Annotated in this window: 27 protein-coding genes and 1 riboswitch; of the genes, 3 read left to right on the top strand and 24 right to left on the bottom strand. The window is 40.0% G+C overall.

Translation table 11 applies throughout. The features are described from left to right. Positions 1-149: 149 nt before the first annotated feature. The 3 genes from AWM68_RS17770 to AWM68_RS17760 all read right to left on the bottom strand — a co-directional run bounded on the left by AWM68_RS17770 (position 150) and on the right by AWM68_RS17760 (position 3,054). Entirely contained in the window at positions 150-1,109 is a 960-nt protein-coding gene (locus AWM68_RS17770) for an ABC transporter permease (RefSeq protein ID WP_066244922.1), read from the bottom strand. After that, positions 1,081-2,031, bottom strand: a complete 951-nt coding sequence (locus AWM68_RS17765; RefSeq protein WP_066244920.1) for an ABC transporter ATP-binding protein — start codon at positions 2,029-2,031, stop codon at positions 1,081-1,083. The genes AWM68_RS17770 and AWM68_RS17765 overlap by 29 nt, the downstream gene beginning before the upstream one ends. Positions 2,032-2,136: 105 nt before the next feature. Next, positions 2,137-3,054, bottom strand: coding sequence for a DMT family transporter (locus AWM68_RS17760; protein ID WP_066244918.1), 918 nt, complete (start codon positions 3,052-3,054; stop codon positions 2,137-2,139). 290 nt (positions 3,055-3,344) lie between these two features. Between AWM68_RS17760 and AWM68_RS17755 the strand changes: the two genes are divergently transcribed. Next, positions 3,345-4,262 (top strand): DMT family transporter, encoded by a 918-nt coding sequence (locus AWM68_RS17755; protein WP_066244916.1) that lies wholly within the window; start codon positions 3,345-3,347, stop codon positions 4,260-4,262. A 55-nt stretch (positions 4,263-4,317) separates the two neighbouring features. Here the strand turns inward: AWM68_RS17755 and yidC are convergent, their stop codons facing one another. Genes yidC through AWM68_RS17725 form a run of 7 tightly spaced genes read right to left on the bottom strand, consistent with a single transcriptional unit; the run spans position 4,318 to position 9,093 of the window. Continuing rightward, the gene (gene yidC / locus AWM68_RS17750) at positions 4,318-5,067 is read right to left on the bottom strand and encodes a membrane protein insertase YidC (RefSeq protein ID WP_066244915.1); all 750 of its coding nucleotides are present in this window, start codon (positions 5,065-5,067) and stop codon (positions 4,318-4,320) included. A gap of 29 nt (positions 5,068-5,096) precedes the next feature. Next, positions 5,097-5,384 (bottom strand): hypothetical protein, encoded by a 288-nt coding sequence (locus AWM68_RS17745; protein WP_066244913.1) that lies wholly within the window; start codon positions 5,382-5,384, stop codon positions 5,097-5,099. Between the two features lie 52 nt (positions 5,385-5,436). Beyond that, the gene (locus AWM68_RS17740) at positions 5,437-6,453 is read right to left on the bottom strand and encodes a MoeB/ThiF family adenylyltransferase (RefSeq protein ID WP_066244911.1); all 1,017 of its coding nucleotides are present in this window, start codon (positions 6,451-6,453) and stop codon (positions 5,437-5,439) included. Then, positions 6,450-7,217, bottom strand: a complete 768-nt coding sequence (locus AWM68_RS17735; protein WP_066244909.1) for a thiazole synthase — start codon at positions 7,215-7,217, stop codon at positions 6,450-6,452. Before AWM68_RS17735 ends, AWM68_RS17740 begins: the two co-directional genes overlap by 4 nt. Before the next feature lie 4 nt (positions 7,218-7,221). Further along, positions 7,222-7,416, bottom strand: coding sequence for a sulfur carrier protein ThiS (gene thiS / locus AWM68_RS21105; RefSeq protein WP_082820762.1), 195 nt, complete (start codon positions 7,414-7,416; stop codon positions 7,222-7,224). Next, the gene (gene thiO / locus AWM68_RS17730; protein WP_066244904.1) at positions 7,364-8,488 is read right to left on the bottom strand and encodes a glycine oxidase ThiO; all 1,125 of its coding nucleotides are present in this window, start codon (positions 8,486-8,488) and stop codon (positions 7,364-7,366) included. The genes thiS and thiO overlap by 53 nt, the downstream gene beginning before the upstream one ends. Continuing rightward, positions 8,485-9,093, bottom strand: coding sequence for a thiamine phosphate synthase (locus tag AWM68_RS17725; protein WP_066244902.1), 609 nt, complete (start codon positions 9,091-9,093; stop codon positions 8,485-8,487). Before AWM68_RS17725 ends, thiO begins: the two co-directional genes overlap by 4 nt. A gap of 71 nt (positions 9,094-9,164) precedes the next feature. Beyond that, positions 9,165-9,270, bottom strand: a riboswitch (TPP riboswitch). A 211-nt stretch (positions 9,271-9,481) separates the two neighbouring features. Between AWM68_RS17725 and AWM68_RS17720 the strand changes: the two genes are divergently transcribed. Beyond that, a complete protein-coding gene (locus tag AWM68_RS17720) occupies positions 9,482-10,609 on the top strand; it encodes an acyltransferase family protein (protein ID WP_066244899.1) in 1,128 nt (375 codons plus the stop codon). Positions 10,610-10,630: 21 nt separating this feature from the next. On the opposite strand, the gene AWM68_RS17715 is transcribed toward AWM68_RS17720, so the two are convergent. Next, positions 10,631-11,932: a YjiH family protein gene (locus tag AWM68_RS17715; protein WP_066244896.1), complete on the bottom strand. Its 1,302-nt coding sequence runs from the start codon at positions 11,930-11,932 to the stop codon at positions 10,631-10,633. Between the two features lie 201 nt (positions 11,933-12,133). On the opposite strand from AWM68_RS17715, the gene AWM68_RS17710 reads away from it, so the two are divergent. Further along, positions 12,134-12,403 carry a hypothetical protein gene (locus AWM68_RS17710; protein WP_066244894.1) on the top strand — a complete coding sequence of 90 codons (270 nt, stop codon included), beginning with the start codon at positions 12,134-12,136 and terminating at the stop codon, positions 12,401-12,403. 95 nt (positions 12,404-12,498) lie between these two features. Here AWM68_RS17710 and AWM68_RS17705 read toward each other — a convergent pair whose 3' ends face one another. The 13 genes from AWM68_RS17705 to AWM68_RS17645 all read right to left on the bottom strand — a co-directional run bounded on the left by AWM68_RS17705 (position 12,499) and on the right by AWM68_RS17645 (position 23,965). Then, a complete protein-coding gene (locus tag AWM68_RS17705) occupies positions 12,499-13,278 on the bottom strand; it encodes a TVP38/TMEM64 family protein (protein WP_066244891.1) in 780 nt (259 codons plus the stop codon). Positions 13,279-13,507: 229 nt separating this feature from the next. Next, positions 13,508-14,584 (bottom strand): HAMP domain-containing sensor histidine kinase, encoded by a 1,077-nt coding sequence (locus AWM68_RS17700; RefSeq protein WP_066244889.1) that lies wholly within the window; start codon positions 14,582-14,584, stop codon positions 13,508-13,510. After that, positions 14,581-15,267: a response regulator transcription factor gene (locus AWM68_RS17695; RefSeq protein WP_066244887.1), complete on the bottom strand. Its 687-nt coding sequence runs from the start codon at positions 15,265-15,267 to the stop codon at positions 14,581-14,583. Before AWM68_RS17695 ends, AWM68_RS17700 begins: the two co-directional genes overlap by 4 nt. Continuing rightward, the gene (locus AWM68_RS17690; RefSeq protein ID WP_066244886.1) at positions 15,257-15,844 is read right to left on the bottom strand and encodes a class I SAM-dependent methyltransferase; all 588 of its coding nucleotides are present in this window, start codon (positions 15,842-15,844) and stop codon (positions 15,257-15,259) included. The genes AWM68_RS17695 and AWM68_RS17690 overlap by 11 nt, the downstream gene beginning before the upstream one ends. 305 nt (positions 15,845-16,149) lie before the next feature. Continuing rightward, positions 16,150-16,500: a cupin gene (locus tag AWM68_RS17685; protein WP_066244884.1), complete on the bottom strand. Its 351-nt coding sequence runs from the start codon at positions 16,498-16,500 to the stop codon at positions 16,150-16,152. Between the two features lie 297 nt (positions 16,501-16,797). Next, entirely contained in the window at positions 16,798-17,283 is a 486-nt protein-coding gene (locus AWM68_RS17680; protein WP_066244882.1) for a DinB family protein, read from the bottom strand. A 287-nt stretch (positions 17,284-17,570) separates the two neighbouring features. Next, positions 17,571-18,320, bottom strand: coding sequence for an ABC transporter permease (locus AWM68_RS17675; RefSeq protein ID WP_066244881.1), 750 nt, complete (start codon positions 18,318-18,320; stop codon positions 17,571-17,573). After that, complete coding sequence (locus AWM68_RS17670; protein ID WP_066244879.1) at positions 18,321-19,082, bottom strand: ABC transporter ATP-binding protein; 762 nt, start codon at positions 19,080-19,082, stop codon at positions 18,321-18,323. 143 nt (positions 19,083-19,225) lie between these two features. After that, positions 19,226-19,567, bottom strand: a complete 342-nt coding sequence (locus AWM68_RS17665) for a DUF1048 domain-containing protein (protein WP_066244877.1) — start codon at positions 19,565-19,567, stop codon at positions 19,226-19,228. Positions 19,568-19,628: 61 nt separating this feature from the next. Then, positions 19,629-19,949, bottom strand: coding sequence for a PadR family transcriptional regulator (locus AWM68_RS17660; protein WP_066244875.1), 321 nt, complete (start codon positions 19,947-19,949; stop codon positions 19,629-19,631). Positions 19,950-20,239: 290 nt separating this feature from the next. Further along, entirely contained in the window at positions 20,240-22,429 is a 2,190-nt protein-coding gene (topB, locus tag AWM68_RS17655; RefSeq protein ID WP_066244873.1) for a type IA DNA topoisomerase, read from the bottom strand. A 233-nt stretch (positions 22,430-22,662) separates the two neighbouring features. Then, entirely contained in the window at positions 22,663-23,415 is a 753-nt protein-coding gene (locus AWM68_RS17650; RefSeq protein ID WP_066244871.1) for an anti-sigma factor, read from the bottom strand. Next, complete coding sequence (locus tag AWM68_RS17645) at positions 23,408-23,965, bottom strand: RNA polymerase sigma factor (protein ID WP_066244869.1); 558 nt, start codon at positions 23,963-23,965, stop codon at positions 23,408-23,410. The genes AWM68_RS17650 and AWM68_RS17645 overlap by 8 nt, the downstream gene beginning before the upstream one ends. Between the last annotated feature and the right edge of the window lie 58 nt (positions 23,966-24,023).

The following is a 24,023-nucleotide window of genomic DNA, read 5'->3' as shown; positions in this document are numbered from 1 at the left end:
TTGAAGGCCTATAAAAAAGGATTAAGGGACTATAAACTTTTTTAACGGCCCATAAAATCCAAATTACGGCCTAGAAACGATTCCCCCCCCTTCTATTGCCTACAAAAAAGGAACGGCCCCTTATCAACAGGAGCCATTCCTTCAGAAATTTAAGCTTTCACATCCCGCTTCTGGAACACAGTAAACGTAATCGCAAGCATCACGGCTGTATACACAGCAAGCACACTTATAGAGAACGGCAGCGTCAAGTCCTTGATCAACTGGTTTTGCCCATCAATCAAAACGCTAAGGTCCATGTTGGCAAAAAGTGTATAGACGATCCAGTCTTTTGTTGCGAGCAGCATCACAATCGTGTTTCCTGCAAACAGCGTAAACATCGCTACCCCAATCGCGACCGAGTTACTCATAAACAGCGTGGAAATCATGAACGACAAAGCTACAAGCGCCGTCAATTCAATAAACTCTACACCGATATTGGCAAAAACGTACTCAACAATCAGTCGTTCTTTTACCTGTTGGTCTTCGGTTACAATCAGATACGATTGATCCATTCCACCAAATCCATAGGCAAGCCCACCAACAAGCCACGTTGCCACAATCACAACGAGCCACATCACAAAGGCAAAACCTAATGTGGCAAGGAATTTCGACAATAAGATCTTCCATCTGCTATACGGACGAATGAGCAGCATCTTAATCGTTCCCTTGGCAAACTCACTGGATACGATATCACTGGCCACTACGATCACAAACAATCCGATAAGAGACGAGATCGGTGCCATGTCTTTCATAAATTGCCATGTAGTCGTTTCATATGGCGAGATGTTATTGGCAATGGCGTATTCGTTTTGCTTGATGTTTGTTTCGAGCATCTCAATATAAAACGCATCATCACCATTTTTCTTTGCTTCTTCAAGTGCCTTTTTATCGTCATTCGTGGTTTGAGTCAGTTCTTGTTTCCAATTGTTATTCACTTCTTCATCCGTCGTCACTTTATCATAGACGGCAACACCTATAATGATGATGATCGGAAGCGCAAGGAAAATCCAAGTTCGCACACGGCTAAAAATCTTAATCCACTCATTCGTTAACAGGGACAGCCACTTCACTCACATCGCCCCCTTTCCTCGTCATTTCTAAGAATCGCTCTTCTAACGTCTTCGTTTTACGCTGAATACCAACAACGAGAACACCTGCTAGTACAAGCTGTTTGTTCAACTCTGCAATAAATCGTACGTCAGATGCTTCCACAATCAGTTCATTGCCGGATTCAGTCACGGCAAGTCCATCATTCATCTTCACTATAACTTGTTTAGCCTGTGAAATATCTCCCTCAATCAGGAAGTGAACTTTTACGTCAGCTTCATCTTCTTGGTTCGTGATTTCGTCAATTCGTACAAGTTTTCCGTGCTGAATGATAGCAACGCGGTCACACATCATCTGCATCTCAGCAAGCATGTGAGAAGATACGACAACAGATGTGCCGTTGTTTGCGAGTAGACGCAGATAGTTTCTTAGATCATAAATTCCTTGTGGATCGAGTCCGTTTGTCGGTTCGTCTAAAATCAACACGTTCGGCTTATGTAAAAGGGCTTGCGCTACTCCAAGTCGCTGTCTCATACCAAGCGAGTACGTTTTGACTTTGTCATGAATGGCATATTTCAGATCGACAAGTTCAATGACTTCATCGATTCTTTCTTTTGTCACATCCGGCATGATTCGCGCGTATTGCATGAGGTTTTTATATCCTGACATATAATCATACAGCTGCGGATTTTCAACAATCGCTCCAACACGTTCCATGGCTTTTTCATAGTTTCCGCGAATGTTGTCACCATTAATTAGAACATCACCGTCTGTTATTGAGATGAGCCCCACAATCATTCGAATCGTTGTCGTTTTTCCGGCACCATTCGGACCGAGCAGCCCAAAGATCTCCCCTTCTCTAACCGAAAAAGACAGATCATCCACAATGGTCTTGTTCTTCATTCTTTTCGTTAAGTTTTTTAGTTCTAACGTATGTGTTGTCATGAAATTCCCAACTCCTCCTATCTCAACTCTCTCTTTTTCCCAATTATCTCTACGAGTGAATACAATGGATAGTTTCAAAAATTTTGTAAAATATTTACTTTCAGATTAAAGGCTTCTTTCTGCTGTAACCTTGTGTCTCTCTCTTTTCGTTATACGAGTCGATAAATAGACACCAAGTATGACTAGCGCTCCACCTGCCGCTTGATAATATGCGAGTGTTTCATCTATAAACAGTACGGCAAAAATAGCTGCGAATACGGGAATCAAGTTCAAAAAAATACCTGCTTTATTCGGTCCAACTTGCTCTACCGCTGTGTTCCACGACATGAAGGCAACGATTGAGGCAAAGATTCCCGTGTATAAAATGGTGAGGATAGAACCAGCTGACCAGACGATATCTGTACTTTGAGCTTCTTTTATAAAAAACGGAAGCAGGATTATGATTCCGAGAACCATGGAAACCGTGAACGTACTGTATGTGGGAAGTTTTCCAGCATATCTTTTGATAAGCAGTGAATAAATGCTCCAGCAAATAACGGCCGCGATTACGATCAGGTCTCCCTTGTTAAAGGAAAACTGCAGCAACACCGCAAGTGAGCCCTTTGAAATAATAAACAGAAGGCCGGCTATTGAGAGAATGGCGCCTAAAATTTGCTTGGCGTTCAGCCGCTCTCCTAGCCATATGAAAGACAAAATAAAGATAATAATCGGTGTTGACGTGTTTACGAGTGAAGCGTTGATGGAAGTTGTATGATGAAGGGCAATGTACAGAAGTGTGTTGAATCCAGTGATGCCTGTCAGTGCCATGAGTAGTACAATTCGCCACTCCTTTTTTACCACCTGCCATTCTTTACGCAGAAAGGGCCACGCGAATGGAAGAAATATGATGAATGCTGTGCACCATCGCAAAAAAGAGAGTGTAACTGGCGGTAAACTGCTCGTGATGGCTCGTCCAATCACGAAATTGCCTCCCCAGATTAAGGTTGCGACAACTAGAAGTACATATGGGTTCATTTTTTTCATGTAATGATCACACCTTTTTTATGTAATTATGTCTAAATTCAAAAATAAAGGCCATTCGATAAACCTGACAGCAGTAAGTCACAAGGCAAAAGTAGCAACTTCACACTTTTCAAAATCATTTTATCCCACTCTATCAGACTATTTATGAAGGAGATATGGTCATTTCGGCTCAAACTGTAAAAATGTAAGCTTTTTTTCTGTAAAAACCTCGACAATGCTGTACAATGGAAACTAAAATCATTTTAATACTTTACTTCATGAAGTAAAAGCAGAAGAAAGAAGATGACGTGATGAAACCGTATCGTACGTATATTATTTTGTTCTCTGTGATGGTGGTATGGGGGCTTAACGTAACAGCGACGAAAATTCTCGTTACGAACTTCATGCCTGTCACGATCACAGGGATTCGTGTTCTAACCGCTGGGTTAACGGTATTTCTGCTGCTCGCTCTTATAAAAAAGGTTCGAACACTTACGAAAAAAGAGTTTTGGTATGTTTTTTTAGCTTCGATCTTTAATGTTTTGGCGCATCATTATTTTCTGTCGATCGGTCTAACCGAAACAACAGCCACAAACGGCGGTTTGATCATGGGCATGTCACCGCTTCTCACGACCATCCTTGCCATTTCGTTCTTAGGTACACCGTTAACACTGCTAAAGACGGTCGGACTATTACTAGGATTTTCTGGAGTTGCCTTCATCGTCTTAGAAGGCAGCCAAGTAACAGGCATTTCGTTTGGTGATGGGTACATCCTTTTGTCTGTTCTTACGCAAGCCGTTAGTTTTATTTTAATAAAAAGAGTCGCACACACGCTGGATCCCCGCTTGATGACTGGGTACATGATGGTAATCGGCTCACTGTTCTTGATTGTGATTGGATTGATTGAGGAGCCTCAAGGATTTGCTGGAGTGATTGAGAATTCAACGGTATCATTATGGCTCATCTATTTCGCTTCCGCCTGTATTGCTACAGCGATGGGGCACATGCTTTATAACGAAGCGATCGGTAAAATCGGAGCGTCTGAAGCGTCAATCTTCATTAACTTGAATCCGTTCTTCGCTTTAGTCGGTGCTGTTTTGTTTTTGGATGAAAAGATACTTTTTCAGCATATCCTCGGATTTTTTCTCATCATCACCGGAGTCCTATTAGGATCTGGTGCGGTTGAAGAGATTCGAAACAGACGATTGCGCAAAAAAAATGCCGCATAACGTTTTTGGCTGAAAATAAAAACGACCAGATTTTAATGTCTGGTCGTTTTCTCATTTATGAGCTAGTGGATGTTGTCTTTTTCTTCATTCTTTTTAATATAATGGTCTGAATCGTCAAAAACACATTTCCTACCATCCAATAGAGTGGCAATACCGCTGCCAGCTTCCATGCTGATGAAAGGATGATGACTGGCATGATGTAACCCATCATTTTCATCTGCGGATTTTCCGCTGCTAACTCAGCTGTGCTTAATTTATACTGAACGAGCGTTGTGATGGCCGCTAGTATCGGTAGCAGATGTAGAGGATCTGCTGTTCCTAAGTTAAACCAAAGGAAGTTGTGCAGTGCGATTTCTTTTGTTTTGATGATGGCATAATAGAAGGCCATCAAGATAGGCATTTGGATCAAAAGAGGCAGACATCCCATTGATAAGGGATTCACCTCGTGTTTTTTATAAACTGTCATGAGTTCATTTTGTAATTTGAGCTGAGACTCACGATCTTTGCCGTTGTATTTTTCTCGAAGCTGTTTAATTTCCGGCTGTAACTTTTTCATTTTTTCCTGATTTTTCGTTTGTTTTAGTGTTAAAGGCAAAATCAAGAATCGAATAACGATGGTTAAGAAGATAATGGCCAGTCCATAATTATCGTTAAATAGATAAGCTGCATATTTTATAACTTGTGAAAAGGGATAGATGAAATAATGATTCCAGATACCTGTGCTATCTGCTGTGATCGGTGTTCTGTTGCAGCCCGATAACAGAGAAATAGCGATTAATAAGAGAATGGATACATACTTTTTCAAAAATGGTTCCTCCTTGTTTTTAAAAAACTTTAAGCAAACAAGGAGTGTACGTGTCCTTCTTTATCATCAGGCGTTTCTTTTCTAAACATCTTACGCGCAATCTCGTCACGAATAAAGCAATAGTTTTGAACGAGGCGAGGATCTGTCATCACTTTTTCAAGTTGAATCCCAGCCGTTTTCTGAGGTCGATTTGATTTGTGGACGACAGAGCTACTGACAAACGAATAAAGCTGCCCAACGATGATAAAAGTCAACGCAAAACTAACGGATAACAGCAAGGCATCCATATTACATAACAGGTCTAAAAACTCTATCATTCAAATCACCTCCTACTTATCATTATACAAGAATTTAGCGCTTTATTCTATCTCACCCTAGAAACCGGTGATAAAGAGACTTTGCTTCTGCTGCATCTTTCGTTCCATGAACGAGCGCTCGTCCGTCTTTAAAAAGCACAAGGCGGCGGCTGCCATTTTGCAATTCGAGCAAATACAGATTTCGGCGGACTTTTCCATGTGGTGAGAGTCTTTGTTCCATTTCTTTTAAATCGATCTCGCGGTTGAAGGATGGCCGAATCTGAACCGTATCACGTCCGCATAGTACAGCCGTTTTTAACGCTGCGTTTTTTTCTAGATGAGGATACGTCGGATTCTTTCCGCATGATGGACAATCCTCTTTCTTCGCCTTTTCCATTCCAAGCTGCACGTGCTGATTTTCCCAGAGATCAAACGTTACGATTTTCCGCCGGACGCCTTGAAAATCCTCGACTAAAATTTTCAATGCCTCTGCTGTCTGATAAGCGGTTACCATTTGAACAGCAGGTGCAATGATTCCAGCTGTGTCACACGTTTGGTTGTACGCTGGAATTTTATTTATAAAACAGTTCAGGCATGGCCCTTGCCCGGGAATGATGGTGTAGGAGATGCCGTAGCTCCCGACACATGCCCCGTAAATCCAAGGCACCTTATATTTTTGAGACAGGTCGTTGATGAGTAACCGTGTTTCAAAGTTGTCCGTTGCATCTAGTATAAGATTGATTCCCTTGATCAGCTCTTCTGCTTCTTCAATTCCCATATCCATCACATGTGCCTGGATTTCTACCTCTGAATTGATTTCGGCTAGCCTGTTTTTAGCAGCAATGACTTTTGGAAGCTGTTGTTTTGCATCATTCTCCGTATACAGCTGCTGGCGCTGCAGGTTCGTCCAATCTACATAATCCCGGTCAACGAGGACAATGCGTTTTACACCCGCTCGTGTAAGCGATTCCGCACTTGCTGCGCCTAGGGCTCCTGCTCCAACGATCAGTACGCTCTTTTGCCGTATTTTATTTTGCCCCTCTTTACCGATCGGGCGAAATAGTTCCTGTCTTGAATACCGTTCATTCACTTCACACTCAACCCTTCTAATGGACTGCTGGCTGTTGCGGTTTCTTTTCTCACAATCCTGCCTGCTTCATATCCTAACAGTCCAGCTTCTATAGCCATCTTCATGGCCCGCGCCATTTTCACTGGGTCCTTTGCACCCGCTACAGCTGTGTTCAACAGCACACCGTCCGCTCCTAATTCCATCGCGATCATAGCATCACTTGGTGAACCGATTCCCGCATCTACGATAACCGGTACAGCCGTTTGCTCAATAATGAATTTTAAATAAAGGGGATTAATGATTCCTTGACCCGAACCGATCGGAGAAGCAGCCGGCATGATGGCATGCGCACCCAGTTCTTCTAATCTTCTTGCAAGAACCACATCATCTGACGTATAGGGCAGCACGATAAAGCCTTCTTTTAACAGTTCTTCTGTCGCTTTTAATGTTTCTATTGGATCAGGCAAGAGCGTCTTGTCACAGCCGATGACTTCTACCTTTACCATATCACATAATCCCGATGCTTTTGCTAGTTTTGCGATCCGTACGGCTTCTTCTGCCGTTTTTGCTCCAGCTGTATTCGGTAACAGTGTATATTTTTTCAGATCGAGCATTTCTAAAAAGTTTGGCTGAGTCGCCTCAAAAATGTTCATCCTCCGAACAGCAAACGTTAGAATTTCAGATTCTGAGGCGTCTACCGCTTTTTTCTGTGTTTCAAAATCAGGGTATTTGCCTGTGCCTAAAAGAAGTCTTGATGAAAATGAATAAGGTCCAATGTTTAGCATGAAATCACCCTCCACCGACAAAACGCACAAGTTCAATTTTGTCGTTTTCTTTTATTTGAGTCTTACTTTGGTTTTCATTCGAGATAATATCCTGGTTTACTTCGGCAATCACAATCTGATCGTTCAAATTTAAGTGTTCCAGCAGTTCAGTGATCGACTGCAGTGAATCCGGCACCTGTATCTCTTTTCCGTTGATCATAAGCTTCACTCATACGCACCTCGCTTTCAATTTGGTCAGCAATCATCTTTCCTGTAACAGGAGACAGCAAGATGCCGTTTCGGTAATGTCCAGTTGCGAGAAACATTCCTTCCCATTCTGGATGTGGACCGATATAGGGTTTCCCAGTTTGTGTTTGAGGTCGAATACCTGTCCAAGCCTTTTCAAAAACAGCTTTCTGAAGACAGGGTACAATCTGCTTCGCTCTCTCCATCAGCTCAAACATACCAGTGAACGTCACGCTTTCGTCGAACGTATCTGGAATACTTGTCGCACCGATCACTATCCGGTTGTTTTGTTTCGGGACAAGGTAACATCCTTTGTATTTGACGGTTCCTGTCAGAATTTTGTCATCCGTTCTAAAAGAAACACATTCCCCTTTCACAGGCACCATCTGTAGGGCAGGGTCTAATCTTGAACTCCAAACCCCGCCAGCTATAATGACGTGTTCCGCATGAATTTTTTCTATATTCGTTTCGACGCCCGTTATCCGCTTTTTATTTTGGAGCAGCTGGATGACTTCTGTTTGTTCTCTCACTTCTGCCCCCATTATCTTCGCAGCTTTTAGATAAGCTTCTGTAAGTTTCACAGGCGAGACTTGACCGTCATTCGGAAAATACAGCGCTCCACGGATCGAAGTCGCTAAGGCTGGTTCTCGTTCTAAAAGTTCTGAAGAAGTTAGCCAACGAATTTGTTCTCCATGAAAAAATTCCTTTTGGCCTCTTCTTTGAAGCTGAAAGACCTCTTCCTCTGTAAAAGCAAGTTCATAGATTCCGTTTTCAATCATTTCTATGTCCGTTCCGCTTATCTCGAACAGTTCTTGAGAGAGAGTCCGAAACATCTCACGGCTAGTTTTGGCAAGCGGGTAGTAAGGATTGTCTGCACCAAACTCCATCTGCGCTCCAAGCATACCTGCTGCTGCAGAGGAGGCTTTTTCGCCCACTTGCCCTTTTTCTAGCAAAAGGACTTTCTTTTTTCTTTTGGAAAGCTGGTAGGCAATAGAACAACCGATGACCCCGCCTCCGATAATGATCACTTCATACGTTGAACTCATTGGCTTACCTCCAGTTCTTGCTGATACTCCTTAACAGCATCTAGCGGAGAAATTGATTCTAAGATGCCAGACATAACGGCAATACCGCTCGCCCCTGCATGAATAACCTCTCTTACATGCCTTGGCTGAATACCCCCTATTGCGATCACAGGAAGAGGTGTGTTGCTTGTTATTTCCCTTAACCCTTGAAGTCCTTGTGGCAATTTCCCTTCCTTTGATGCTGTAGGGTATATATGGCCATATAACAAAAAGTGAGCGCCACTTTTTTCAGCATAGCGTGCCTCTTCTATCGCATGTACGGAACAACCGATGGTGAGCCTCGGAAAGGCACATTTGACATGGTTCACGTCCAATCCATGATAAGGAAGCTGAACGCCTCTTGTTCTGAAGCATTCCGCGACATCGGCTCGATCATTAATCATTAACTTAGATTGGGGCACACCAATGTTTAGTAGATTTGTGATTAAGTTAGAGAGCTCTCTTTCCGTTCTTTCTTTTTCACGTATATGAAAAGCAGTGATGTACGGGTAGATGTTATAAAGAATTTCCATGAGCTGTTCATCTGATTGCTTGCCCGTTGAAATCACATGAAGTTCTTTTTTCACAATAAAAAACCACCTCCTTTGTTTAGAAAAGAGGTGGTTTTACAAAATTCAGCATTTGTTAAGCGGGATTCTGTTCAAACACACCACTTCCCTACGCTGGTTCTAACCAAATCAGGTTCCAAGGGTCTTAAAGTACACTTTAATCTCAGCCTTTAAAAGGCACCCCTAGCGGTGAATCGCTATTTAATTGTTATTCATATTACATCCATTTTATCGTTAAATCAGGCTTATAACAACAGGATGTCTGATTCAATTAAAAGGATCTGGCGTCTTTAATATGAATCTCAACTTTTTTTACTTGCAATGAGAGTGTCCTAATTTGTTAATAAAAGGTAAAATAGGTATATAGAATCATAAAGGTTAGATTTCATTAAGATGGGGTGCGGTTATGATGGAAGGAAATCGTGTGAAAAGGCATTACGATTTCGATTGGGTTCGTGTGTTGGCCACTTTTATGGTATTTCTGTATCACTGTTCTATGTTCTTTAATCCGTTTCCATGGCATATCAAAAATAACGAATTAAACGCGAGCTACATATTGGTATTTTCTCTTTTTGTCGGTGCCTGGATCATGCCTATCTTTTTCTCAATTTCAGGTATAAGCGTTTCTTACGGGTTGAAGAAGAGAAGTATCTCGGCATTTATAAAAGAACGGTTCATCCGTCTTGGTATTCCACTTGTATTTGGAGTCTTGATTTTAACACCGCCGCAAATCTATATTGAACGATTAACGAACAACCAGTTTAAAGGGTCCTTTTTTGCTTTTTTTCCTCATTTTTTTGATGGGGTCTATTTAGACTTTGGCGGTACGGGAAATTTTGCTTTTTTTGGTCTGCACTTATGGTATTTATTGGTTCTACTCGTTTTCTCCTTGCTGACGATACCGTTATTCAAATGGGCCCGTAACCCCGTTATCTTCAAAAAAGTTCACTTCGTTCTCTTGCCAACCCTACTGATATTAGCAGGAAGTTTGAAAACACAGAACTTAGGCGGTTGGGATCTTATTTTTTATTTATTGATCTTTGTATATGGCTTTTACTTTTTTTCAAGCGAAAACTTTAAACACATTGTTGCATCAACGATTTCCCTTCACGCCATTGTTGCTATATGTACGACATTTCTATATATCATGTGGTTCATGGAAGGATATCCTGAGCCAGGTACTTTAGAAAACTTCATCTTTTATAGCGTTAGAACGATAAATTGTTGGAGCTTGTTATTATGTATTTTCTATTTAGCAGAAAAGTATCTATCAATTTCAAATCGCTTTTTAAAATACGGCAGTGAAGTTTCTATGCCTTTCTATGTTTTACACCAACCTGTTATTATTTTGATCGCCTTTTTGATTCGTGATGTTTCTTGGTCCATACCGGTAAAACTGATTTTCCTCATATCTGTTTCTTTTACCTTGATAATGCTTTGTTATCATTTTGTGATCCGGCACGTATCTGTTCTAAGAATTTTGTTTGGAATGAGAACTATGAAGAAAGCGACAGTGAAAAAAGAGGCCGCTTAAGACAAGCAGTCTCTTTTAAGTTTATACCAATAAATATGCGATTGGAGTGGCCAAAATTAATGCTAACACCGTGCGCTGGAACCAGATCCATAGAAGTTTTGGCACACTGATCGGAATTTCTGTTGATAATACACATGGAATGCTTGCTGAAAAGAAGAGGACGGATGCTACGGATACGACGCCGATTACAAATTTCGTGACAAGTGCCGCTTCTGTTACCAATAGGGCTGGGAGGAACATTTCTGCAACACCGATTGAGGCTGCCTTCGCGGCAAGCATCGCATCTGGAAGCTGCAGCGCCCATGTGATCGGATAGAACACGTAGCCGATCCAGTCAAAAACAGGCGTGTATTCCGCTAGCAACAGACCGATGAGCCCAACACTCATGATAGAAGGCAGGATGCTCATCGCCATCACGAAACCGTCTTTTAAGTTAGACCAGATATTGTTCCAAAAGGCAGGAGCATTCTGTGATGAATCCAAGGCGCTTCTCCACGCGGTTTGCAGATATTTCTCGCTAACCACTTCCTCTGGCTGCCCCTCTCCGCCAACATATGAATCTTCCATTCTGCTTAACGGACGGATTCGAACGGTAATGGCTGTTACTAAGAACGTGACAACGAGCGTCGTCCAGAAGTACGTGTTCCACATCTCCATCAGTCCTAGCGTATTCGCTACAACGATCATGAACGTGGCGGAAACCGTTGAAAAGCCAGTTGCAATGATCGCCGCTTCTTTTACCGTATACTTTCCTTCCTTAAACACGCGGTTCGTGATGAGTAAGCCGATTGAATAGCTGCCAACAAACGACGCAACTGCATCAACCGCTGATCGGCCAGGCGTCTTCCAGATCGGCCTCATAATTTTTTGTACGAGGACCCCGATAAACTCCATCAGCCCATAACCTACGATAAAAGCTAAAAATACTGCCCCAAGCGGAACGAGTAAGCCTACTGGGACGACAAGTTTTTCGAATAAAAATGGTCCCATGTTCGGGTCACTTAACCAGCTCGGACCCCACTCAAAGTAAAGAAGGACTGCCGCGATCAGACCGACGACTTTTAACAAAGAAAAAGTAGTTGTAACTCTGTCTTTGTTCCACGTTTTTGTGTAGAACGGATAAACCGCACCAAGCAGAATGACGAGTAACGCGTAAATGGGGACGGCACTACCCGCTGTATCTCTCACCCATGTGACGAGGTGATCGAGCGGAATGGACGACTTCCCTTTTACCGTGATCGGAACGAAGAACATGAAAATGCCGACTGCGCTGAAAAAAAGAAACTTCAAAGAATGAGACCAGGAATCTGCAGCTTTTTTCATTTCATTCAACTCCCTCAACCGTTGATAAGCCTGCCGGTTCAGGCTCTCTATACATCATATCGGGACAAAGGACGAATTATGACGAGTCGTGCTTGTACAACTGTCTCTTTTTTAAATCCCCTTTTTCAAACAAAAACATGTCTGTTTTGAAGGTGTCTAGGGAATACCATTTACATAACCATAAATAATAGGAGTGTTAACATGCGATACTTTATGAATGTGAATAAAAGTGTGGAAGAAGAGTACGGCAAGCTGTTTAGTTTTAATCCTATAACAAATGAAGAAAACGAGGATGAGCTTGAAGTGATGAACAACTTAGACGAGCAGGATAAAGGGAAACCTTATATCTTTCCTAAAAGCTTCTTGCTTGAGGTTTCCGCTGAAGATTATAAGCAGTATGCGGAAGCTAAGAAACAAAATGGGGATATTAGAGGTGTGACGGAGAAAATTTTGGAGAGGTATCGGAAGTGATGTATGTAAGGCAGATTGAAAAAGCACTGCAGAAAACTTGCAGTGCTTTTCATTTTTTCACTTCCGCTTGTAACCTGAGTATCGATAACCTCTCATTAAAAAAGATCCGTTAATTGTAATGAATAAGCCAATGAAAATGTAGTAACTAGCTTTGACAATAGCGCAATTGTGATAAAACGATTTGCTTTTACGCCACTGATTCCTGCTCCAACACAGATAATCTCATCCGGCAAGACGGGAATGATAAATAACAACCCTAAAATCCACATTTCATTCTTTCTCACAGATCGATGATATTGTTCTAATTGCTTTTCGTTTACTAAGCGTTGTACAACTTTCATCCCAAACGTACGAGATAGATAAAACATCGTCAGAATCCCTAAAACAGCACCCAGGAAACCTAGTATAAATGCGCTTAGCGACCCTAATGCAGCACTACCCGCAACAACCGTTACCATCTCTGGAACAGGCAATATAATGGGCTGTGCGAAACAGACCATAAAGTAGATAAATTTAGCGAGTTCTATATTCTCGTTAAGAATGCTTTCTAATCCTTTGTTGTCGAGTAAAACCACCATACTGCTCACGATATGTGTGAGATAAATGGATAAGACAAATAGGCTATATACGATAGATCCAGTCTTTGTCATTTCAAAGATTGTTCTTTGTCTTAATAAATGCGATACCAACAATGTAACCATCAATAGATAACCTATACTGAAGCCAATTATTCTGTATGATGATTCAAACGTGGATAGTGTTTGAGATAGAAGTAAGATTGAAATGATCAACATCCCTAACTGTTTAAGAACGGGATACGTGTATGGGTTAAATAATTTATATGAAAATGAGCTTAATGGGCTTTTAAGATTCATGGATCCGACTCCTTTTCTTACTGTTACATTCATTATGAAAAATAAAACTTAAGAAAAGGTCAGGGATATTCTTAAGGTTTCTTAACTTTTTAAAAGCTGTTTCCATAAACTTTGTTGTTAATGCAAGTGTGATTTCCTTTCCAGATGCTCGCTTTCCGCCTCACATCCTCCCATCAACCGTCACAAATGAAAATAAAAAAGCTTATGAAACATGCCTCATAAGCTTTGATTATATAGGAAGTATGATGATGATGGTCAGCCATCCCTCATCGTATTCCGCGCGTATCCGTCCTCCGTGCAGTTCTACGATCCTTTTAGAAATAGCGAGCCCCAGCCCTGTTCCTTCTTTCTCGCTGCGAGCTTTTTCTCCAACTAAAAACCGTTCAAACAATTGATTGATGTCCTGAACTTCGGGTCTTTCTGTTTGATTAGAGAATCGAAATTCTGCATTAGAAGATTGTAAATCTAAGGCAACCTTAACAATAGAGGGCTTTTTACTGTATTTCACCGCATTCATAAGAATGTTTTCGTATACTCGCACCATTTTCTCAATATCAATTAAGATTTCAACTGGTTTCTCTGTCAATGTTTGCTCGACGATAATGTTGTCTTTCTCAAAAATGGGAATGTATTCACCGAGCATCTGACCTAGTAAAGCAGATAGATCCACTGGGACTAGATTTAATTTCACATCTGAACTTGAAAGTCGTGTGTATTCAAACAACTCATTAATTAGAGAATTCAACCGTTGAGATTTGGCATAGGTTGTTTCAAGATACTCACTCATTTCAAGATCATTCCGGTACTGCTTGTTCCGAAGCAAGTCCAAATAACCGATGATTGATGTTAAAGGTGTTCTCAAGTCATGAGAGACATTAGTAATAAGTTCATTCTTTGCCACTTCTACTTGTCTTTCACGCTCGAACTTGTTTTCAAGCTCTTTTGACATAAAATTAATATTCTCTGCTAGCTGAGTGAGTTCGTCTTTTCCCTCTGCTTTTATGGTAAGACCTAACTTTCCGTTAGCTATGGAGTTAACACTGTCCGAAATCACCTTTAAGTAAGCAACTTTCTTTCTTATCAAGACTAAGAACACCAGAATAAAAACAAGGATAGATACAGCAAGCATGAAAAAATACATAAAGTTAAAAGCAAAAACACTATCCTCATTCAGCAAATTACTTTCATAAAGGTATCTAACAGAAACTGCGTTTACAATGAGCACCAAGTAAGAGGCTAAAAGACTTACTGCAATAACTGCCAGGAGCTTAAGAATCAGCTTATTTCTAAGTCTTTTCAATTTCATATTTTATACCCTACACCCCAAACCGTCTTTATATAGATAGGCCGCTTAGGGTCTTCTTCTATTTTATCTCGTATCTTTGTGATATGAACCATTACTGTACTGTCTGATTTATAAAAATCCTCTTGCCAGACAGCTTCATATATTTTTTCAATACTTAGTACGATGCCTTTATTGCGTGCAAGTAACTCTAATATCGCGAACTCTTTTGGTGTGAGTCTTACATCTTTCTCTCTTACGGTAACCTGACGAGTTTCGGTGTTAATCTTTAAATCTCCAATCTCAATCCATTCCCGGTTCACATCTGTATCCTGATTATATTTTCTATACCTTCTTAGTTGTGACTTAACACGCGCAATTAATTCCAATGGATTAAACGGTTTGGATAAATAATCATCCGCTCCTGATGCAAGTCCTTGAATTTTATCTATGTCTTCTGATTTGGCTGAAAGCATTATAATAGGCATATTCCTTTCCTCTCTTATTCTCATACAAGCCTGAATCCCATCCATCATAGGCATCATAATATCTAAAATAATCAGATCAAAATCCTTCTTCTCCAATCGTTCTAATGCTTCTATAGCATTTTCCGCTTGAGTGGTTTGCATTCCTTCATTCTCCAAATACACCGCTATTAAGTTTCGAATATCTCTATCGTCATCAACGATTAGAACTCTAGATTGCATACGTACCCTCCATATTTTCTTCTAGCGAACAACTTAACACCATGGCAGGTGGAACATTTCTGATCTCTAAACTTACATCAACATTTGAAAAGAACTGTTCAATAAAGTTTTTCTTCACTTTCGTGTATTGAAATGTAATAAACTTTCCGTTCTTTCTTAGTAGTTTCGACGTTTTTAATAATATTTTGTGCGAAACAGCTTTTGGCAATGTAGCAAAAGGAAGTCCTGACAGCACATAATCCACATAAGGAATTCCACACTCCTTCATGTACCAGTCCACCTTTTCAGCTGAACCATTGTAAATATATAGATTATCAACACCTTGATATTTTTCTTTAAGGATCTTATAGAACTCACGATTATTTTCAAATAATACGATAATGGTTTTCGGATTTCGATGCTGCAGAAGCTTATCTGTAAACACACCCGTTCCTGGTCCATATTCCAGAATATATTTGGCTTGATTAAAATCAATTTTCTTTACCATTTTATCAGCAAGATAACGTGTACTTGGAAGAACCGCACCCACTGACCTAGGGTTACTAATATACTGTGCCAAAAAGGACAAAAATTTCAATATTATTCACTCCGATGGTTTGAATTTTATAGCCATTCTATAATTCAAACCTAAAGAAATGAGAGGAATAATCCTTAAGAATTCTTAAGCTTTCTTTCAGTCATATTAATATTTGGCCTGTTTTTGTAAGTTTAGTCTGATGGAGAGGTTTGGAATGGAGATCTTTGACCGGAAAATATGAGAGAGGTATTGCTGAGGAGTAGACTTTTTACAGCTTCCCTTTATTTAGACTTGGGCATAAATAAAACAGGTTCATTTCTACTTTCTATTAGAAATGAACCTGTTTTTCGAATACGTACCTTTTTCTATAAGAGCATTAACGATGAAGTGGTTAATTCCTCACTCTCTATAACAATCGCAGTTAACCCAGTTTCCGTTTTGGTCTCATGCCACTCGTCCTTTTCCCAAAAAACTGCCTCGCCACTATGAACTTTACTATATTCATCTGTTTCACCTCTAACCCATCCTTCTCCGCTTACAATTAAAAGAAGCTGAGGTACTACTGCTTGATGATAACCAATAATTCCATTCTCATCTAAATACATACATCCTATATGAGCTGGTTTTTGAGTTTGGGTAATGCGAGACATTATAAAATTTGAGTTGAACTTAGTAATTATCTTACCTGTCTCTTTTTGAAAATGATAAATTTTCATTAGTACCCCCGTTGCATCTGTCAGTTTTTTAGATTGTAATTCCTTTACTCAAAAAATACTGTTGAATCCTTTCGCTCTTTTTCCGGATCATTGAGTGATCATCAAGATCAGGTGGAAATTTTGTTAATACATCGAACAGTTCTTTTGTTTGCGTAAAATGAGTAAGGTCAATCTCTCTTTTTTATAACCTCGATCATCGTATTTAAATAAGCATCGATCGTCTAAGGACCTTCATAGTACGTTGATTCATCAACGTCCCTCAAGCTTCCCATATTAAGAGATGCTGAGAGCCTCAAATTATGCTTTAACTACTTCCCAGCTTCTTTGCAGCTTTCGAATAAAAATGATCTGCCCGATGTGATACGCATTGTGTGTTGCAACATTACCGAGAATCTGCCACCATTTTGCAGGTTCAGGGAAACCATTCACTTCACTTTCAACTTCTTCTTCAGATAATAACTCTTGCCATTGCAACAGTACCTCTAAGAGTCGATCTTTCAGTTTTATAAAACTTTCATTCTCCGGTATGATAAAGCTTTTATTATTATCGCCTATGGAAGGTACGGCATTGACATCAGATTGTTTATACCTAGTTTGCCATGTTTCATTCCAGTAAAGTAAATGCTGGACAATTTCAGCAATGCTATTACAATTTTCGTTCGGCTTCCAAAATGCTTCTTCTTCGGATAAATGTTGCACTGAGTCGGAAAATGGAAGATACCAGCTCTCATCATTTGCATTCGCCAATAATTGATCGGACAATAAATCTTTGGCATGTACCATTACTTCACACTCCTAAACAATATTTTTACATTCTCATTAAGCATATAATTTTTCAATGTTCCTAAATAATAGCTATTAATCAATTCGAAACCTCTATCTTTCTCTAGCTCTCAAGAAAACTGCTCGTTTCGTTCAATAAGTTCCATAAAAAATGCGTTAATCCTTGTGGATCAACGCACTTTTAACAAAGACTTTAGTTACCGATTGCTTTACTCCATAGAAATTAACGTCAATTGATTGAACAGCTATCTCGACTACCTGCTTTTGACTTTGCATGATCCAATTACTTACCCTAAATGGCGTTTAAATTGTTTACTAGCAAAGAAATAAGCAACCAACATGATTCCCATGCACCAGGCAAGGGCCATCCAAATATCGTTTCCAACAGACCCGTCATACAATAAAGCACGAATCGCATTTACAATGGAAGTCACAGGTTGATTTTCAGCAAAGACACGAACCACCTTTGGCATCGTCTCTGTAGGAACAAAGGCTGAGCTGATAAAGGGTAAGAATACAAGTGGATACGAGTAAGCTGTTGCTCCCTCCATAGAACCCGCAGTTAACCCAGGAATGACCGCAAGCCACGTTAGCGCTAAAGTAAACAGCCCAAGTATACCTGCTACAGAAAGCCAATCCAGAATATCTGCGTTAGATCGAAAGCCCATCAAAAGCGCGACGAGGATTACAATCAAAATCGTAAGGGCATTGGAAGCTAGAGAGGTAAGCACGTGAGCCCACAATACCGACGATCGCTTGATTGGCATGGTGATAAAGCGCGCCATTAACCCACTCTTTACATCCGTAAACAGTCGAACAGACGTATAAGCGACACCGGATGCAATGGCCATAAGCAATATCCCCGGTAATAAATAATTAACATAGTTGTCGGTACCTGCCTCTATCGCACCTCCAAATACATAGACAAACAACAGCATCATCATAATCGGCGTAATCGCCACCGTTATAATCGTATCTGGGCTTCGCATGATGTTACGCATCAAACGTCCTAGTAAAATTCCTGTGATGCTTCTCATTTAAACAACCTCCTTATTACCGATGATCGCAAGGAAAATTTCCTCTAGTGACGGCTGCTTCTCAACGTACTCCATTTTTGCTGGTGGGAACATTTCTTTAAGTTCCGTAAGTGTACCGGTCTTGATGATTTTTCCGCCATGCAGAATGGCAATACGGTCCGCAAGCTGTTCTGCTTCATCCAAGTATTGAGTGGTTAGCAAAATGGTAGTGCCACCATGAGCAAGCTCTTTGATGGTATCCCAAACCTCAATACGTGCTTCAGGATCTAGCCCCGTTGTTGGTTCGTCGAGAAAGATAATTTCCGGTGTCCCGATAAGACTCATCGCAATATCCAGCCTTCGTTTCATCCCACCAGAATATTGATCTGCGCGTTTGTTTGCCGCTTCCGTCAAGCTGAATCTTGCAAGTAATTGATCAGCGACTTGAGCCGGATTAGAGACACCCCTTAACTTGGCAATCATCGTTAGGTTTTCCCGCCCGGTGAGCATTCCATCTAAAGCTGCAAACTGCCCTGTCAAACTGATACACTGGCGTACTTGATCTGGTTGACGATCGACATCAAACCCGCAGATAAAGGCTTTACCATCATCCGCCTTTATGAGAGTCGAGAGAATGTTAACAGTCGTCGTTTTGCCCGCTCCATTTGATCCTAACAACGCAAATATCTCTCCACGCTGTACCTCAAGATCTACCCCCTTTAAAACTTCCTTGTCTTTAAAGGACTTTTTTAATCCACTTAATGAAATCGCTGTTTGATTCATGTTTTTCCTCCTGAAAAATTTTTAATGTGAATCTATATGTGATAAGATTTTTACTATTAAGTCTTACTGATAATAAGTGTCACTTAGTACCGCGCGAAAATTTAACTGAATAGTTCATTTTCAAGCTATTCAGCCTTTTTCACTTATTTTTTTCCTAATTCCTTCATAATACTCTCATTCAAATCTTCACGATATTTGGCATAATAAGTTTTTGCATTTGCCACGAGTTCATCTGCAAAGGACGCTACGTCTTCTCCAGTGATTTCTAGCACTTGTCTGCCTTCAGCCGCACCCGCTTCAAACAAATCAATTAACTCATACTGCATGTGAAGCATATCCATTCCGTTGCCCGCTGAAAAATTCCACATATAGTTTTGAATTTTTTTAAATACAAACTGATAGTCTTCTGGAAGAGCTTCGACGCGTGCCATCATCATTTTGTACTCTTTTTTATCACCTATCATTTTTTTAATCCATTCTAACATGGTTAAATTCCTCCTTATTAATCAATGCACAAAAAAATTGCGGATGAACAATCTTATGAGGCTATTGTGACTTCAAGACGTTGATCTTTGATGATACAAAATCCCATCTTCTCCAAAATAATTCAAGTTCCCGTTTGCCAGATTCATTAAGAGAATAAAACTTTCGAGGTGGTCCCATGTCTGATGGCTTTTTGACTATGTCTACCAATTTCTTTTTTTCCAATCTCACGAGGATCGTATATACCGTACCCTCCACAACTTCTGTAAACCCTAGGTCGTTTAAGCGGCGTGTAATTTCATAGCCATAGGTTTCATGACGGCTGATGATCTCCAGCACGCAGCCTTCAAGGGAACCCTTCAGCATTTCTGTTAAATTTTCGATGTCGAAAGCCTCCTTTATTCATGTGGCTTATAATAAGTATGACTTAGTACCGTTGCAAAAAAAAACTTCTCAACTTCATTCTCACTATTAAGTATTACTCATTACCTCTACATTGTATGACTGAGTAGCTAAAATGTCAACTGTTTTCCAAATAAAAAGGTTCATGCTATAAAAACGTTAAAGACTCGTCTATGACGAGTCCTCTGATCAGGATTTATATGGGTTATTTTTGCGATAATCTAATGCATTGAATGAAGGCAACCAAAAGTTTAACACCTGAAATCCTCATATTACCTAGAACTACTTTTTCCTTTATTCGCAAATTGCCTTTTAGAAAACTCAAATCCTATTGAATAATCCTCTTTTAATATCAGCATTGCATCAAACTTTTTCTTTTCTTTCGCTTTTGGCTTGAATCCTTTAATGACATTGGTTTTGCCTTTTGTACATAAATCTTTTACTTGTTTTTCAGTAATATTCTTACTCAGTAATTTTCCAGGAAAGGTTTGCTTACAACCATTCGCATGTTCTGAGCAACTATAGTAGGAACGATTGATCGTGATGCTTCCCTTCTTACAACGAGGACATAAAGCAATTGGATTCTGACTCACTTTCTTAACCCCATCAATACTCTGCTGAATGGAGTCTGCATTCAACTGTCCTGGCACTTCTTCAATCAACTTATTTATGAACTTTGCTATACTTCCTAAAAAGGCTTGAGGTGTACCTGTTCCATTTCCGATTTTCTTTAAATACGCTTCCCATTTCGCTGTCATGGAGGGACTCGAAAGCAGGTTCCCTTCTATCGACTGACACAGAATCTTCCCTTTTTCGGTAATGTAAACCATGTTCTTTTTTACTTCGATGTATTGATGTTTTTTTATCGTTTCGATGATTCCACTTCGTGTCGCTTCCGTCCCTAAGCCTTCAACTTCTTTTAAAATTTCCATCTCTACTTCATTTTCAACCGATTTTCCACACGTTTTCATCATTGAAATCAGTTGACCCTCGGTGTAGGGCTTAGGAGCAGTTGTCATTCCTTCTTTCATTTTGACAACACTCTTCACGTGCTCTCCTTTTTCAAGTTTAGGAAGAGGTTGTGCGGTGTCATCTTTCTTACCTTTATTGTCATTGGAACCGTAGTTAAACAGCTCTCTCCAGCCTTTGCTGATTTCTGTTTTACCTACCGTCTCGAAATCTAAACCATTCACATCCGTCATTACCTTTGTCTCTTCATACACATAATCATGGTGAAACATAGCTAATGTTGTGTTTAAGACTTCAAAGTAAATGTTTCTCTCTTCTATTGATAAACCTTGTATTTTTGCACGCGTTGGTACCTTTTTAGTAGGAATGATCGCATAGTGTTCTTGTACCTTTGATCCATCCACATACCTTTTACTAGGTCTTTTAGAAGCAGGGGTAAAACGGTTCTCGATGAGATCTTGATAGGATTCAAGATTAGCAGATAGATAGGCAAACTCATTTTCCGTGATATATTGTGTGTCTGTTCTTGGGTAGGAAAGGATTTTTTTATCGTACAATTTTTGAACCGTATCAAGAACCTTTTTAGGACTGTATTTCCAACGTTTATTTGCTGTTGCTTGCAGGGTAGAGAGCGCATGCAGTTTAGGTGATTTGATACGCATTTCCTTTTTTGATACCGACTTTATAATACCGGTATCATTTCCTGTGATGTTGTGCTGGTTTAGCAGCTGTTCGACTTCTTCTTTGTTCTCACTTTTTATTTTTGCTTTTCCTTTATATTTGCCGCTGGCAGCTGTAAAGTTTCCTTCAATCTCATAAAAAGGTTTAGCTACAAAATTTTCAATTTCGAGGTGCCGCTGATAGATCAAATACGTTGTTGGCGACTGCACTCTGCCGATGCTCAAGCTATCTTTGAGTCCTTTTTGTTGTAAAAGCAAGGTATAAAGACGACTTCCGTTCATTCCGACGAGCCAATCTGAAATCTGACGTGTTTTCGCTTCTGCATAAAGCAATAGATCTTTCTCGTTATCATGAAGGTTAGAAAAGCCTTTTCTGACCTCATCCACTTCTAGAGAGTTAATCCACAGTCGTTTAATGATCTTGCCCTTCACACCTGTCATATGGTAGATCGAATAAAAGATGTTCGAACCCTCACGATCCACATCACAGCCGTTAATGATGATGTCAGCTTCCCTAAATAAACGTTTTACTGCATTAAACTGTTCATACTTCCCTGACGCCACTTTAAATTCATAGCGTTCAGGCAGGATCGGTAAGGAAGATAAGCGCCAAGTTCCCCACTCTGAATTGTATTCTTTCGGTTGCTTCAACTCTACCAGATGGCCGACTCCCCAAGTAAGGATTGCGCCATTCGGAAATATGCTGCATGGATTTAATTCAATATACGTTTTATCTTTCTTTTTTATCGAAAAGGCATCTGTATAAGCCTTAGCTTGTGACGGTTTCTCTGCTAGAATGACGATTTTGCTCATTTTAACATCACCTTTGTGCTTAAATTTTGCTAACAAAAAAATAAGGGGAGCGTTCCACTACCCTTAAATCTTTTTAGTTATATTTTGTTTTGTCTTCAGTCGTTACTATCATTCTACGTTTAAAAAGCATATTCTACAATATTGCTTGTTTGTGGAGTGAGCGGTTATGACGTATCGTTTGTAAATAAAAATAAACAACAACTCAAATTTCGAATTGTTGTTTATCAGGGAATTTATAAGTTCGAAGCCATCACGATCGTACCTTTTGGCTGTTTGCTGTCTTTTGTTGGTTCATGGGATATAGCCACTGCGTCCCATTTGTGTTCACCAGGATAAGTAACCGGGAAAACTACAGCACCGTTCCCTTTTTCATCGGGTATAAACGTACCTGCTCTGTACTTTTTATCACCTTCAATCAACCAGACTTGATAGACTTCTTTTCCTTTTACTTGAGACATACTATGCGTTTGAACCACTAGATTCATTTTTTCATTTTCCTGTATCATGGAAGCCATTCCTGCAGAATCAGCGTTTTCCGAAGCAAGTTGCACAGATTTATACGTTTTACCAATCTGATCCTCAATCACTTGTTCATTTTTTTCGTTCTGTACATACAAATAAGCATTTGTTCCAAGTGACAACAGAAGACCTGCAGCTAATAAACCTGACAGCCATCCATTTTTTTTCTTTGGTTTTTCACTTTTTACAGAATCGATATCTAAAGGGATTGCCAGACGATTTATTTCTTCCCTTTCTCCGGGCTGTCCACTTTCAAAAACGTTGGTTAAAATACGATCTTTCATACCTGCTGGAGGTTCGATTTCATCTGATAAATACGGTAGTTCTTCTGTAAGTTCATTCCACTCAGCCAGCTCTTCCTGACAGGCCAGGCACTCTTTTAAATGAGATTCAAAGGCAGTCTTTTCTTCAACGGAAAGAATGCCGTTATAATAATCCAAAAGCTGATCACACATTTTCTTATCCAAATTTACCGCCCCCCTTTGAATACGTATTTCTTAAATGTTTCAACGCAAGCCGTATCCTTCCCTTTACTGTGCCGAGCGGAAGTTTCTGTTTATCTGCAATATCAGCCTGCGAATACCCCTTAAAGTAAAACAGATCCACAATTTCTTGCTGTTCAATCGTAAGTTGATTGACCGCTTCTTTTAAAACCTTTCGTTCTTCATTCCAGGTTACGGTTTCTTCCAAGCTTTCCGTTCGTTCGATATCCATATCTTTTTCCATGAGTTCTACCTGATTTTTCGTTTGTTTTCGCAATAGATCAATACATACATTTCTAGTGACTGTTAACAGCCATGAAGAAAACTTTCCTTTGTGTTCCGCATAGATGCCTTTTTTCCTCCATAACTTCATAAAAACATCTTGAACGGCTTCTTCAGAAAGCTCTTTTTGTTTCAGTATTTTATATGAGAATGAAAACAACAGTTTTTCATACCGGTCATATAACTGCTCAAGGGCTTCTTTATTTTCTTCTTGAACTAGCTGGTAAAGCTCGTTATCAGAAATTCTACCCATCCTTTGTCTCCTTCTGTTCATGGTTCCTTCATTATAGCGAAATCAGGCAATATTTGTC

The sequence above is a fragment of the Fictibacillus phosphorivorans genome, from assembly GCF_001619875.1.
Taxonomy (GTDB): Bacteria; Bacillota; Bacilli; order Bacillales; family Fictibacillaceae; genus Fictibacillus; species Fictibacillus phosphorivorans_B.
Note: the sequence above shows the minus strand (reverse complement) of the source record. Positions and strands in the feature narration are given on the sequence as shown.

Excerpts from the sequence above, each read along its gene's own strand:
- AWM68_RS17765 (WP_066244920.1), bottom strand. The coding sequence starts at position 2,031 with ATGACAACACATACGTTAGAACTAAAAAACTTAACGAAAAGAATGAAG.
- AWM68_RS17760 (WP_066244918.1), bottom strand. The coding sequence starts at position 3,054 with ATGAAAAAAATGAACCCATATGTACTTCTAGTTGTCGCAACCTTAATC.
- AWM68_RS17755 (WP_066244916.1), top strand. The coding sequence starts at position 3,345 with ATGAAACCGTATCGTACGTATATTATTTTGTTCTCTGTGATGGTGGTA.
- AWM68_RS17745 (WP_066244913.1), bottom strand. The coding sequence starts at position 5,384 with ATGATAGAGTTTTTAGACCTGTTATGTAATATGGATGCCTTGCTGTTA.
- AWM68_RS17735 (WP_066244909.1), bottom strand. The coding sequence starts at position 7,217 with ATGCTAAACATTGGACCTTATTCATTTTCATCAAGACTTCTTTTAGGC.
- thiS (WP_082820762.1), bottom strand. The coding sequence starts at position 7,416 with ATGATCAACGGAAAAGAGATACAGGTGCCGGATTCACTGCAGTCGATC.
- thiO (WP_066244904.1), bottom strand. The coding sequence starts at position 8,488 with ATGAGTTCAACGTATGAAGTGATCATTATCGGAGGCGGGGTCATCGGT.
- AWM68_RS17720 (WP_066244899.1), top strand. The coding sequence starts at position 9,482 with ATGATGGAAGGAAATCGTGTGAAAAGGCATTACGATTTCGATTGGGTT.
- AWM68_RS17715 (WP_066244896.1), bottom strand. The coding sequence starts at position 11,932 with ATGAAAAAAGCTGCAGATTCCTGGTCTCATTCTTTGAAGTTTCTTTTT.
- AWM68_RS17710 (WP_066244894.1), top strand. The coding sequence starts at position 12,134 with ATGCGATACTTTATGAATGTGAATAAAAGTGTGGAAGAAGAGTACGGC.
- AWM68_RS17705 (WP_066244891.1), bottom strand. The coding sequence starts at position 13,278 with ATGAATCTTAAAAGCCCATTAAGCTCATTTTCATATAAATTATTTAAC.
- AWM68_RS17700 (WP_066244889.1), bottom strand. The coding sequence starts at position 14,584 with ATGAAATTGAAAAGACTTAGAAATAAGCTGATTCTTAAGCTCCTGGCA.
- AWM68_RS17695 (WP_066244887.1), bottom strand. The coding sequence starts at position 15,267 with ATGCAATCTAGAGTTCTAATCGTTGATGACGATAGAGATATTCGAAAC.
- AWM68_RS17685 (WP_066244884.1), bottom strand. The coding sequence starts at position 16,500 with ATGAAAATTTATCATTTTCAAAAAGAGACAGGTAAGATAATTACTAAG.
- AWM68_RS17680 (WP_066244882.1), bottom strand. The coding sequence starts at position 17,283 with ATGGTACATGCCAAAGATTTATTGTCCGATCAATTATTGGCGAATGCA.
- AWM68_RS17675 (WP_066244881.1), bottom strand. The coding sequence starts at position 18,320 with ATGAGAAGCATCACAGGAATTTTACTAGGACGTTTGATGCGTAACATC.
- AWM68_RS17670 (WP_066244879.1), bottom strand. The coding sequence starts at position 19,082 with ATGAATCAAACAGCGATTTCATTAAGTGGATTAAAAAAGTCCTTTAAA.
- AWM68_RS17665 (WP_066244877.1), bottom strand. The coding sequence starts at position 19,567 with ATGTTAGAATGGATTAAAAAAATGATAGGTGATAAAAAAGAGTACAAA.
- topB (WP_066244873.1), bottom strand. The coding sequence starts at position 22,429 with ATGAGCAAAATCGTCATTCTAGCAGAGAAACCGTCACAAGCTAAGGCT.
- AWM68_RS17645 (WP_066244869.1), bottom strand. The coding sequence starts at position 23,965 with ATGGGTAGAATTTCTGATAACGAGCTTTACCAGCTAGTTCAAGAAGAA.